Raw genomic sequence first — 11,634 nt, 5'->3', positions numbered from 1 at the left:
TGAAAAATAACAGCGCAAATATTTCGGAAAGTTCTTGACAAACTCTATCTACACGATTACAATTTTCCAGCGAATATTTGTAACCGTTTTTTTATGGAGGAATATGTATGCAGTTGAATATGACCAAAGGGAAACCGCTTCCGGTGATCCTGATGTTTACCATACCGCTTATTATAGGAAATGTTTTTCAGCAGCTTTACAATATGGTTGATACCATCATTGTGGGGCGTTTTGTAGGTGCAGACGCATTGGCGGCTGTCGGATCTACAGGAACCATTATGTTTCTCATCACCGGTTTTTCTCAAGGCATCACCGCAGGTTTTTCTGTCCGCGTCTCCCAGAAATACGGAGCTCTTGATCACACAGCCGTAAAAAGAAATGTAGCCAATGGCATTCTCTTATCTGTGATCTCCGCCATGATTCTGACCGCCTTTTCTGCCTCTATCATGAAGCCTCTTCTTCGCCTTATGAATACACCGGATAATATTTATAAGATGGCGTATTCTTACATTATCGTAATCTGCATTGGTATTGCAGCCAATATTTTTTATAATCTGTTCTCTGCATACCTGCGGGCCGTGGGAAACAGTCAGGTGCCGTTATTTTTCCTAGTGTTCTCCGCCTGCCTGAATGTAGTACTGGATCTCCTGTTTGTAGTGAAATTGCAAATGGGAGTAGCCGGAGCTGCCTGGGCAACCAACCTGTCGCAGGCTATTTCCGCTGTCCTCTGTGCAGTCTATATCTGGCTGAAAGTCCCGGATCTGAAACCGGATCCTGATCAATGGAAAATTTCTCCGCAGGATACCAGCCCCCAATTAGCTGCCGGCATTCCCATGGCATTTCAGTTCGCCATCACTGCTTCCGGCACCATGATCATGCAGTCTGCCATCAACCTTTTCGGTTCCGAGGCAGTTGCCGCTTACACCGCCGCTGGAAAGCTTCAGAATATTCTGACCCAGGGCATGGTTGCCATGGGGCAGACTATGGCAACCTACGGCGGACAAAACTACGGCTGCTGTAATCTGAAACGAATCCGGGAAGGTGTCCGTGCTGCCCTGATCGCAGAGTTTATTTACTCCATTGCTGCAGCAGCCGTCCTGATCCTGCTGTTAAAACCCTGCCTCCATCTGTTCTTCTCCGGCAATGTGGACATGAATGCCATGCTCCCCTGGGCAACGACTTATTGCTATATGTGTGCAGCTTTTTTCCTGCCTCTTTGTACCATTTTTATTTTCCGAAACATCATGCAGGGCTGCGGATATGGCTTTCTGCCCATGATGGGCGGCGTTGCCGAATTAGTTGCAAGACTGATTGTTTCCGTCCTTGCCATGAAGGTTTTAAGCTATCCGTTGGCCTGCTTTGCAGATCCCGCCGCCTGGATGGCTGCCGGATTTTTTACCGGCATCTCCTATCTCTATGTAATGAAACAGATCGAGAAGGAGTTTCAGCGCTTAAATTAAATTCCAGAAGGCTTCTGCTGTCTTTTCCAGAAGATCATCCGGATATTCATATGTTATGGTATGAAGCGCCGGGTGATCCTTTCCGGCTCCAATTCCAAAGAAAGCTCCCTTACACTTCTTTAAATAATGTCCAAAATCCTCGCTCCAACGCATGGGAACTTCCAGATGTTTTCCATTGCACTTCTCCATGACCTTCTGCGCGCAGACCGGATCATTTTCCGTGGCAGGAAAGATATCCTGCTCTTCCATCCAAAATCCAAGTCCATCCGCTTCTGCCAGCTCCTTCGCAGCCTTCAGAACCATCTCCCGCAAAAGCTCCAGATCCTTTTCATGCTCTGCACGGAGAGTCAGCCAGACTTCCGCATCTGCTGCCGCCGCGCCAAAAGCTTTTTCACCCATCTGCACGCCAATGACCGTACAGAGCACCATGCCGGTATAGTGTTCCGGTGTCAGGATCTCCGGCACCTGTCTTAACAGCTCACCCACTGCATGAGCCGGGGACAGACCATTTTCCGGATAAGCCGCATGAGTTGCCTTTCCATGGAATTTTAACGTCATACCTTCTGATCCACAGGCAAAGGTTCCCGTTCTGGTATAGGCCTGCCCAAATGCGAAGCCTGGAAGATTGTGTGCGCCGTAGATCTCTGTAATCTGTTCTTTTTCAAATAATTCTGTGCATGGATACGCTCCTGCACCGGTCTCCTCCGCAGGCTGGAACAAGAGAAATACATCTCTGCCTGCCGTCTTTCCTTCCAGCATCAATGCCAGGCCGCAGAGTGCCGATGCATGTCCATCGTGCCCGCAGAGATGAGCGGCTCCTCCTTCCGGAAGCGCCAGTGCATCATAATCTGCCCGGAATGCGATTCCATTTCCTGTGCCCTCTCTATGGGCTGCATAAAAGCCTTTTCCGCAATCATGAAGTTCCAGACTGGTATGCGCTGTCAAAAAGTTCTGCAGAGTCTCTTTTGTCTGCTTCTCCTGACCGGATATCTCCGGACAGGCATGCAGCGTATGTCTTAAATTTGTGATCTGTTCTCTTATATATGTATCCATGACGTTCACACTCCTGTATTATTTTAATACACCTTTTCTGTCATAATTCTATCCATTTTCCTTTCCAGGTGTAGAGAATCATCAACACTGCTCCCACCAGCCAGGAAACCGGATAGAGAATGAAAATTCCTTCAATAGACGTATAATACGGCAATACCAGCTGAATCCATACGATTCGGAAAAGGCAAAGTGAAACAAGAAGCACCACCATGGGCGGTATGCTCTTTCCGGTCCCGCGCACCGTTCCCGCCAGCGAATGAAGAATTGCCAGAATCCAGTAAAACGGGCAAAAATACCGCATAGCTGTCTGACCATAGGCGATTACACCCACATCCTCGGAGAACAACCTCATAATCTGCCCCGAGAAGGTGAGCAGAAGAATTCCTGTGAGCACTGTATACACAATTCCCATGAGCAGTGTCACCCACATACCTTTTTTCATACGATCATATTTGCCTGCTCCATAGTTCTGTCCGATAAAAGTCGTGATGGCCATGCTGAAGCTCAACACCGGAAGAATGTTAAAGCCGTCAATCTTCAGATATGCGCTGAATCCTGCCACCGCCGTTGCCCCATACTGATTAATGCTTGCCTGAATCAGTATATTGGAAAAGGAAATGACCATATTCTGGATTCCGGTAGGCAGACCTATCTGGATAATACGTAGCGCCATCGCTTTGTGAATCCGAAGACTTTTCAACGAAATCCGGTAATCCGCCGGAACCCGGAACAGGAACCACAGTGCCAGAATGCAGGAGATTGCCTGGCTGAAGTTGGTCGCAATGGCTGCTCCTGCCACACCGATCTTCAAGCCTGCAATCAACAGCAGATCCATAAAAATATTGACCACAGCCGCTGCTGCCAGATACATCAACGATCTTCTGGAATTTCCTGCCGCATTCAGAATTCCAGCCGCCATATTATAAACCACATTAAAAATCAGTCCACAAGAATAAATCCGCAGATAACAGGCTGCATCATCCAAGATTTCCGCTGGTGTATTCATCATCACCAGCAACTTCCGGCTGAACAAAATACCGCCTGCTGTCAGAATCAGTCCCAGAATAATCGAGATTGTCATCGCTGTATGTACCGCCTTATGAACCCCCTCTTTTTCTTTCGCTCCCAGATACTGGGAAACGATCACTCCTGCGCCTACAGAAGCTCCCAGGCTGAATGCAATCAGCAGATAGATTAGAGAGGCACCTGCCCCGACTGCTGCCAGTGCATTACTTCCCACATAATTTCCTACAATAATCGAGTCCACTGCATTGTACATCTGCTGCAGCAGATTGCCCAGGATCAGCGGCGTCGCAAAAAAGAGAAGGTTCTTAAAAATGCCGCCTTCTGTCATTAATACTGTATTTTTCTTTTCATTCATTGATTACTATCCTTATCTTCATTCTTCTATCTGCTGCTCACGGCTGCTCCGCAGGCAGCCTCTTCCCTGTAATCCGCCAGAGTGAGCACAGCTCCAAACATATCTGAGCAGATCTCCTGCAGCACCGGATTTCGCCGAAGACCGTTGCCGGAAGCAATGAGGTGTTCTGCCTGAATACCGGTTTCTTCCCGAATCACCCGGAACATTTCATAGAGCTCAGCTGCCATTCCTTCCAGCACTCCATACACCAGCCCTTCCGGGGTAAAATTTTCTTCGCTCACATTCAGAATACTTCCACGAAGTTCCGGATGAACCCTTGTTCCGTTAAAGGTGGTATTCACTTTCATCCGGTCTTTCTGCTGCTGTCCGGCTCTCGCCAGCTGTTCCATTTTTTCATACTGGGACTCGTCCGTTCCGACACAACTTCTTAAGAACCGCTCCAGGATCGCATAGGCCCGTCCGCCGCAGAGAGATGCACCCACCAGAAGATAGTTTCCTTCTGTAATGGGTCTTGCCTCAATGCCCGGCGCTTCAAAATAGTTCGGCGACAGCACGGAAATCTGTCCACCGGTTCCCATATTTAATAATAAAGTTCTTTCTTTCAAGCCCACGGAACCAAGGAAACTTGCCTGGTTGTCTCCGATTGCCACAGTCACCGGAATGCCCCGGTAAGTACCCAGCTGCTCAAAATTCTGGCATACCTCCGGCAAAATCTCCGTATTCACCGCCAGATTCTGCAATATATCTCTGCGGAAAACATGTTCTTTCACATCATAGAATCCAAGGCTCGCTGCATTGCTGGCATGTAGAAGGGGCCATTTCCGTCCGGTCAGACACATGCCCAGATAATCTGCGATAGTACAGATCCCCACTGCTTCTTCCGGTACTTCTCCGTACAGCTGGTTCCATAGATGAGTTACCAGACCGTATCCGGTAAATACCGTAATCCCGGTCTTCTCCCGAACCATCTCTGTCAAAGTCTTCCCATGCTCATCCGGCACATTACCCCGACCATCCTGCCAGGTATACAAAGGACTGATACATCTGCCCTCCCGATCCACATAGAGGATTCCGTGCATCTGTCCGGTCAGACCGATGGACGACACCTCCGGATAAGCATGCAGCAGTCCTTCCAGGACTTTCCTTGTTTTCTCAACGATTTTATTTACATCCTGTATCCGTTCCCATTCCCGCGCAGTCTCCATAAATGTTCCATTGGAAATGGTTCTGGATTCCCATACTTTCTTCTGCTCCGGATCCAGCACTACCAGACTGATGGTGGTGGTCCCGATATCAATGCCCAATACCTTCATTTACATGCTCCCATAAAAATTTATTATCCAAATTATAACACACACCAGAAGTTTTTACAGCTTGACATTCTTCCTTTCCTGCTCTATGATGTTAATTAGTTCAAAAATGAACTTTCTAAAAAAAGAGGAATTTAAAGGAGTGACACTGCTCATGCAGAATAAGGAAGATTTTTTAGGTACTGAACCCATTGGAAAGCTGTTATTCCGACTTTCCATCCCCACGGTAGTCGCACAGCTCATTAACATGCTCTACAATATCGTAGACCGCATCTATATCGGACACATTCCAGACGTAGGAAGTCTTGCCCTCACAGGCGTCGGCGTCTGTATGCCGATTATCATGATTGTATCGGCATTTGCCGCACTGGTCAGCTCCGGCGGCGCACCGAGAGCCTCTATTTTTATGGGTAAAAAAGATCAGACATCCGCAGAAAAGATCTTAGGCAACTGTTTTGCACTGCAGATCATCATTTCCTGCATTTTGACCGCAATCCTGCTTCGATTTAATGAACCGCTTTTGCTGGCCTTTGGTGCAAGTTCCAACACCATCAGCTATGCAACCGCTTACATGCAGATTTATGCATTCGGAACACTGTTCGTACAGCTGACCCTTGGCATGAATGCTTTCATCACTGCCCAGGGATTTACCACCATTTCTATGGTCTCCGTCCTGATCGGTGCAGTCTGCAACATCATTCTGGATCCGGTGTTTATCTTCGGATTCCATATGGGCGTACAGGGAGCTGCCCTTGCAACGGTTCTCTCCCAGGCGATTTCCTGCGTGTGGGTCATCCGCTTTCTCTGCGGCAAGAAAACCCAGCTCCATATCCGTATCAATCATTTACGGCTGGAAGCTGCAACCATTCTGCCCTGTATTTTTCTTGGTCTTGCTGCCTTTATTATGCAGGCAAGTGAGAGTGTCATCGCCGTCTGCTTTAACTCTTCCCTGCTTCGCTATGGCGGAGATATTGCAGTTGGAACCATGACGATCCTGACCAGTGTCATGCAGTTCGCCATGCTTCCGCTTCAGGGAATTGCCCAGGGTGCGCAGCCTATCTCCAGTTATAATTACGGTGCAAAAAATGCAGACCGCGTGAGGAAAACCTTCCACCTGCTGCTTCGTACCTGCCTGACCTATTCCCTCCTTCTGTGGGTTGCCGTACAGCTGGTGCCGCAGGTATTTGTCAGCATCTTTACTTCCGACGCTGACCTGCTAGCTTTCGCCACACCGGCACTTCGCATTTATTTCGGAGGTCTGGGACTCTTCGGCATCCAGATTGCCTGCCAGATGACCTTTACCTCTCTTGGAAAAGCAGTCAACTCTATCATCGTGGCTATTGTCCGGAAATTTGTTCTGCTGCTTCCGCTCATCTACCTGATGCCTCATGTGGTATCCAATCCCACCACCGGCGTCTATATGGCTGAGCCCATTGCAGATGTAATCGCTGTCACCTTTACATGCATTCTGTTTGCCGTTCAGTTTAAGAAAGCACTGGCGGAAATTCAGTAAATACCTGTCGTAAAAAATGAATAATTCCAGGTATACCGACTGCTGAAATACAGGTGGTCGGTACATCTGGAACGCTCCTAGTACTATTTGAAAACTTATTTTAATTTGACAAATGGATATTTTCCATAAATATCATCGTTATTCCATTCCGCAATACTCATGACATCCACTTTATCAATCATTTTTATTCCTGTATCAAGACTCTCCTGCAGTGAAAATGGAAGCAACGTTTTCATACGCCCTCTTAACCTTTTTCTCATCGTAGAATCACTTCCAGGTGCTTCTACCACATAAATGTAATGTACTGGTTTTCGCTTACCCAAAAGATACAGATAGTGATAAGAATCATAAAATTTTCGAATTACTGAACCTACCTTTTTATCTTCCATAGGATTAAATGGCTTGGTCTTATAACTAAGTTCCACCGCTTTTTCAGTGTTGGCATTTTTATATTCCATTATCACAACATTTTCGGAATTTTCAATCATAAAATCTGCATCTGAAAGCTGTACTTTTGCATCATGGTAAATCTGATGAAGTTGATCTGATGCCCAAATAGCCTGCGAACAATCCAATCCATACTCTTCATTTTCATCGGTAAAAATTTTTTTCATTTTCATTTCCTCAAAGCCGATATACTTCATCCAGTAAACTATTATCAGCCATCATGATGTGATTGGCTTCCAGATCCTCCATTCTGTATGCAGAATTACTGTAAACTTCCTCTTCACCTGTTTCTTCATTTTTTTCTGACATGTCTTTTAATGAATCTGGTAATTCCGATGTGCCCTTATATAAATTATGGAACATCACCTGCTCTCTATTTTTACGCCGGATTTCCAAATATTTTGCAAAATTATAGCTATGTGTTGCAACAAATATCTGCACACCATTTTCCTGCAGTTTAAGCAAAACTCCTGCAACCAGTGGATACAATTCCGGATTCAAATTTGCCTCTGGCTCATCCCATAACAAAACTGATCCTTTTTCAAGTAATCCATTTCGTATCAGTTTCCAAAGCAATCCCAGTTTCCGTAAGCCTTCCGCTTCCAATGAGAAATCAATCTTTCTTCCATCTTTTTTTAACACATAAAATACATCGTCTTCCTGTATAACCGTTCCATCAATCGCTGCACTTAATTCATCAAGAATTGCTTTGCATGATTCCGGTATTTCTCTTGTTTCCGGAAGGGAGGCATTTACTACAATATCTATCTGCGTCCCATCAAATGGCATAGTATATTTTTGATTCATTGCAAGAAATCCCTTTGAATGAGAAAGCATTTCTGTTGTTGGAATATATACCGACGGAATATTCAACCCTAACCAGTCTTCATATCCTAAAATTTTTTCATGCGTCAGACTATCTTCAAATACGTGTGTCCCATCAGATACTTTATAGTAACAATAGTCACTTTCTGTATTTTTCAGCATCTCTGAATTTTTCAAATTATTAGAAAAAAAATCTAACAATCTCTTTGTTTTTCCTGGATTTGTCTTTTCAAACGACCACTGTGTTGCTGCATAAATCATTTTAAGAATTGTCGTTTTTCCTACACCATTTTCACCTATCAATACGTTAATTCCATTGCAAAAGCCTAAATGAAATGCATCTGAAATTTTATCTCCTGTTTTTACTTCCCCTATTTTACAATCCCCATTATTTTTCCGCCATTGTCTCTGAAAGACCATCACATTTAAAATATCTATTGATTTAATCGCCATATTTTTACCCTCTGATTATTAAGTATGCGGTTTTATTGTGCCATAAATCAAAACTAAACTCAATATCTCATTGTATTATTTCAAATAAATGAATATATCTCTTTGTCTTCTCCATCACATCTGTCAGCAACTCCAGGTTCTTCATGGTATCCGGTGTTTCGATTGAGTGATTTGCTTCTTCATATACATAAATCGGCACTTTCTGCTGCTTCGAAAGCCGTACCACCTCTTCCGTATTGCTCCACGGATCTTTCGTTCCTATAAATGCTATGGCATTTTCATGTGGGAATACATAGGTCTGTTTCAGCGGAGTATACAGAACCTGCTGGCACGGAATTTTGTATTTCCATGCGTAATTGGACGCGATAATCGTTCCCACGCTCTTTGATACAAACAGAATCTCACTGTATTTTCCAAAATCCACTTTTGACAGCTGCTGCTCTGCCTGTGCATACAACGCTTCAAACGCCTGCTGCATCTTCTGCTCATCTCCACGGATGTTTCTGCCATCATAGGAATAAGAAAGCGAAATACTCTCCTCATATCCACATTCCTGTGTCAGCTTTCTTGCATAATAAAGCAATGGTTTGTCACAGTGATAACCAATTCCCGGGAAAAATATGGCTAACTTTTTCATTTGTTCCTCCATCATTTCTCAATCCGAATCCAAAAATCATCTTCTGCCATCCGGCCTTCTGTTTTCTGAATAATCAGATACGGATCGTAAAAAGGTACTCCGATATCCTTCAATACAAGCTTCATTTTATCCCTTGTCTTGGGAAAGCATCTGGATTCCAAAAATTCCCGATAATCATCGATATCCGGATTTTGATTACTTCCAAATGCCCAAAACATAATATTGTCTGCATAATTTTTTATCCGAACAATCTGCTTCACTTCATCCACATCAATCAATGTACAGACTTTATTTTTATACATGTACCACATACGCACTGGTAACTCTTTGGGCAGAATTTCAAACTGCAATGCATACTCCGGATCGTGAATCAACATCTGAAGGAGTAAAACGATAGGTCCTTTCACCTGCATATTTCCCCGCTCCCAACGCTCCACTGTTGGTTTGGAACTTCCAATCAACTGTGCAAATTCTTTTTGAGTCAATCCCAGTCGCTTTCTTACATCTTTGATTTCCTCTGATATTACATAGTCACTTATCGCAAATCGCCTTGTTTTCATATTCTTTCTCCGAAACGAATCTCTTTTCTATAACTTATCATGATTATATCCATTTGTAAATAAAACAAACCATCAAAATGATTGTTCATTTCTTAAAAAAGCAATCATTTTGATGGTTTTTAGTTTTTCAATATTGAGATAAGTTATATAGCATTACCTGATACTCCACAAAATACAATCGATTTTCTTTACCGCTGATATCCATTTATAATTTGGCAATACTCTATCAAATACCCTGATACATTCACTTGCTTTATCTGTTTTCAAAAAATCCGCATAAAATACTTCTATATCGGCATACAAAGCAATTGCATTTTCCAGTTTTTCCTGTTTCGTTGCCCCTTCGAGTTTCAGATTCAGATTTTGTACTACATAGCGATCCCATATAGGTTTTTCTGGAAATATAGATGCAAGCATTTTGCTGGAAAAGGATGGTTCAATATTCCCTGTCGTCTCATATAAATATGTAATAATATTTGAAAATGTCGGTATTTCAGATTTTACTCGTTCAAAATACTCATAATATATGTTTCTCCAGGCTTCATTTCTCCTGATTAGATAAAAACCATTGAATGATTTCTGAAAATCCGAATCCTTAGATACATCTGTTTTCTTCACTCGATCCATAATATATTGGTATTTATCAAGTCCCAGACTCGCAGCCAGCCGATTCTGGAATACTTGATTTACATCAAAATTCATGTTCATTATCTGTTTCACCTTTTATCTTCCGAGTCCTTCGTCAGTACACTTACCTTATACATTTTCTTAAGCTTTCAAATACTCTGCCCATCCTTTCACGGGCGTCTTCGTAAAACTCTCTCTGAATTGCCGGAAGTTCTTCTTTCCCAAACTCCCGCTTCTCAATATAGGCACCATACCAGAGTTCGATCTGCAACGCCTCATACCCAAGTCCCTGCCGTCCATAATGCCTGGTAATATAACCGCCTGCATATTCCTGATTGCATTTTACCGAAAATCCCTGATCTGAACATAACTGCTCCATCTTCTTTAAAAATTCATCCGAACAGCTTGTTCCAAAACAGCTTCCCAATAAAATATCTGCTCCAAAATTCAGACCAAAACTATGTAAATCCAGCAAATACACCTTTGAAAAATGCTTCTTCTTTTCCGTCAGAAGCTGTTCCAGCCGCTGATGGTATGGCAGATAAAAGTTATCTATACGTTCTTGCATTTCCTTCTCATCCGGCAGTACCTCATACATCTCATCATCCTGGGTGGTATGGGTGTAGATAAGATTCGTCTTATAAGAATCGCCTTCTCTGATCCTGTCCCTGTTCACATCAATCACATACCGATTCACCGGGTTTATCAGGACTGTATATTGCTGTTCCCGCAGAAAATCATAAAAGTCCGGCAAATACCAGTCACTGTTTGGCAGAACTAGATCTTTCTTCAGTTTTGCTTTCATCTCCGGTGGAATCCAGATACCGCTATGCGGAATGCTGATGACTACAGGATGTTTATGTATGAATTCGTTATATATCATTGTCCGATGCTCCTCAAAGTATCCTCTATTTGAAAAAACTGCCACAGTAAATAAAATTTACAAGAATCTCACTTCTCTTTTACACCTTCCTGCTAGTGCATTTTACATGACTATATCATAATGTATTTGACGATCCAAAAGAACTACAGTTCACAAATTTCATTTATCAAAGGAGATCACAGATTATGAATACTTTTAAAGTTATGACCCAGAGTGAAATGGAAACTGTTAACGGCGGAATGTTTTTTCTCCCCAGATTATTTGCAAAAATGATGATCTATTTTATAAAAGATACTGGTAATCACGGTCGTTGTACTCCGAACAATCCCAGATACGAATACAACGATGCAACCCGCGTAGGACGGTAGTCTTTCATAAACTGCTGAAATAGCTTTTATCATTTATATCCGGATCGTCGAGAAATATAAAAATAAAAGACCAGCCCAATCTGTTTGACGCTGGTCTTTTTATTTCATAACAAATAC

Annotated in this window: 12 protein-coding genes; 3 read left to right on the top strand and 9 right to left on the bottom strand. The window is 43.3% G+C overall.

Annotated features, from left to right (window positions below):
- Positions 1 to 107: 107 nt before the first annotated feature.
- A complete protein-coding gene (locus tag ACZMB2_RS02695) occupies positions 108 to 1,460 on the top strand; it encodes an MATE family efflux transporter (RefSeq protein WP_487595390.1) in 1,353 nt (450 codons plus the stop codon).
- Here ACZMB2_RS02695 and ACZMB2_RS02690 read toward each other — a convergent pair.
- From ACZMB2_RS02690 to ACZMB2_RS02680, 3 genes are read right to left on the bottom strand one after another with little or no spacing between them, the layout of a single operon-like run.
- A complete protein-coding gene (locus tag ACZMB2_RS02690; RefSeq protein WP_487595389.1) occupies positions 1,452 to 2,513 on the bottom strand; it encodes a M20/M25/M40 family metallo-hydrolase in 1,062 nt (353 codons plus the stop codon). The genes ACZMB2_RS02695 and ACZMB2_RS02690 overlap by 9 nt on opposite strands.
- Positions 2,514 to 2,553: 40 nt before the next feature.
- Positions 2,554 to 3,894, bottom strand: coding sequence for an MATE family efflux transporter (locus ACZMB2_RS02685; RefSeq protein WP_487595388.1), 1,341 nt, complete (start codon positions 3,892 to 3,894; stop codon positions 2,554 to 2,556).
- 26 nt (positions 3,895 to 3,920) lie between these two features.
- Complete coding sequence (locus ACZMB2_RS02680; protein WP_487595387.1) at positions 3,921 to 5,207, bottom strand: sedoheptulokinase; 1,287 nt, start codon at positions 5,205 to 5,207, stop codon at positions 3,921 to 3,923.
- 151 nt (positions 5,208 to 5,358) lie between these two features.
- Between ACZMB2_RS02680 and ACZMB2_RS02675 the strand changes: the two genes are divergently transcribed.
- On the top strand, positions 5,359 to 6,717 hold the full coding sequence (locus ACZMB2_RS02675) for an MATE family efflux transporter (RefSeq protein ID WP_487595386.1): 1,359 nt from the start codon (positions 5,359 to 5,361) through the stop codon (positions 6,715 to 6,717).
- Positions 6,718 to 6,812: 95 nt separating this feature from the next.
- On the opposite strand, the gene ACZMB2_RS02670 is transcribed toward ACZMB2_RS02675, so the two are convergent.
- The 6 genes from ACZMB2_RS02670 to ACZMB2_RS02645 all read right to left on the bottom strand — a co-directional run bounded on the left by ACZMB2_RS02670 (position 6,813) and on the right by ACZMB2_RS02645 (position 11,149).
- The gene (locus ACZMB2_RS02670; RefSeq protein WP_487595385.1) at positions 6,813 to 7,361 is read right to left on the bottom strand and encodes a hypothetical protein; all 549 of its coding nucleotides are present in this window, start codon (positions 7,359 to 7,361) and stop codon (positions 6,813 to 6,815) included.
- Positions 7,342 to 8,442 carry an AAA family ATPase gene (locus tag ACZMB2_RS02665; RefSeq protein WP_487595384.1) on the bottom strand — a complete coding sequence of 367 codons (1,101 nt, stop codon included), beginning with the start codon at positions 8,440 to 8,442 and terminating at the stop codon, positions 7,342 to 7,344. Before ACZMB2_RS02665 ends, ACZMB2_RS02670 begins: the two co-directional genes overlap by 20 nt.
- Positions 8,443 to 8,509: 67 nt before the next feature.
- Entirely contained in the window at positions 8,510 to 9,079 is a 570-nt protein-coding gene (locus ACZMB2_RS02660; RefSeq protein WP_487595383.1) for an alpha/beta hydrolase, read from the bottom strand.
- Positions 9,080 to 9,090: 11 nt separating this feature from the next.
- On the bottom strand, positions 9,091 to 9,639 hold the full coding sequence (locus tag ACZMB2_RS02655) for a helix-turn-helix domain-containing protein (RefSeq protein WP_487595382.1): 549 nt from the start codon (positions 9,637 to 9,639) through the stop codon (positions 9,091 to 9,093).
- A gap of 153 nt (positions 9,640 to 9,792) precedes the next feature.
- Positions 9,793 to 10,341: a hypothetical protein gene (locus tag ACZMB2_RS02650; protein ID WP_487595381.1), complete on the bottom strand. Its 549-nt coding sequence runs from the start codon at positions 10,339 to 10,341 to the stop codon at positions 9,793 to 9,795.
- A gap of 49 nt (positions 10,342 to 10,390) precedes the next feature.
- Entirely contained in the window at positions 10,391 to 11,149 is a 759-nt protein-coding gene (locus tag ACZMB2_RS02645) for an N-formylglutamate amidohydrolase (protein ID WP_487595380.1), read from the bottom strand.
- A 185-nt stretch (positions 11,150 to 11,334) separates the two neighbouring features.
- Here ACZMB2_RS02645 and ACZMB2_RS02640 point away from each other — a divergent pair, with 185 nt between their 5' ends.
- The gene (locus ACZMB2_RS02640) at positions 11,335 to 11,517 is read left to right on the top strand and encodes a hypothetical protein (RefSeq protein ID WP_118769784.1); all 183 of its coding nucleotides are present in this window, start codon (positions 11,335 to 11,337) and stop codon (positions 11,515 to 11,517) included.
- Positions 11,518 to 11,634: the final 117 nt, after the last annotated feature.

It is taken from the genome of Hominiventricola sp. (genome assembly GCF_057604405.1).
The sequence above is the reverse complement of the archived record's forward strand: the minus strand, read 5'-3'. Positions and strand labels throughout refer to the sequence as shown.

Bases quoted from the DNA above. Each gene is read 5' to 3' on its own strand.
- ACZMB2_RS02695 (WP_487595390.1), top strand. From the start codon at position 108: ATGCAGTTGAATATGACCAAAGGGAAACCGCTTCCGGTGATCCTGATG.
- ACZMB2_RS02690 (WP_487595389.1), bottom strand. From the start codon at position 2,513: ATGGATACATATATAAGAGAACAGATCACAAATTTAAGACATACGCTG.
- ACZMB2_RS02685 (WP_487595388.1), bottom strand. From the start codon at position 3,894: ATGAATGAAAAGAAAAATACAGTATTAATGACAGAAGGCGGCATTTTT.
- ACZMB2_RS02680 (WP_487595387.1), bottom strand. From the start codon at position 5,207: ATGAAGGTATTGGGCATTGATATCGGGACCACCACCATCAGTCTGGTA.
- ACZMB2_RS02675 (WP_487595386.1), top strand. From the start codon at position 5,359: ATGCAGAATAAGGAAGATTTTTTAGGTACTGAACCCATTGGAAAGCTG.
- ACZMB2_RS02670 (WP_487595385.1), bottom strand. From the start codon at position 7,361: ATGAAGTATATCGGCTTTGAGGAAATGAAAATGAAAAAAATTTTTACC.
- ACZMB2_RS02665 (WP_487595384.1), bottom strand. From the start codon at position 8,442: ATGGCGATTAAATCAATAGATATTTTAAATGTGATGGTCTTTCAGAGA.
- ACZMB2_RS02660 (WP_487595383.1), bottom strand. From the start codon at position 9,079: ATGAAAAAGTTAGCCATATTTTTCCCGGGAATTGGTTATCACTGTGAC.
- ACZMB2_RS02655 (WP_487595382.1), bottom strand. From the start codon at position 9,639: ATGAAAACAAGGCGATTTGCGATAAGTGACTATGTAATATCAGAGGAA.
- ACZMB2_RS02650 (WP_487595381.1), bottom strand. From the start codon at position 10,341: ATGAATTTTGATGTAAATCAAGTATTCCAGAATCGGCTGGCTGCGAGT.
- ACZMB2_RS02645 (WP_487595380.1), bottom strand. From the start codon at position 11,149: ATGATATATAACGAATTCATACATAAACATCCTGTAGTCATCAGCATT.
- ACZMB2_RS02640 (WP_118769784.1), top strand. From the start codon at position 11,335: ATGAATACTTTTAAAGTTATGACCCAGAGTGAAATGGAAACTGTTAAC.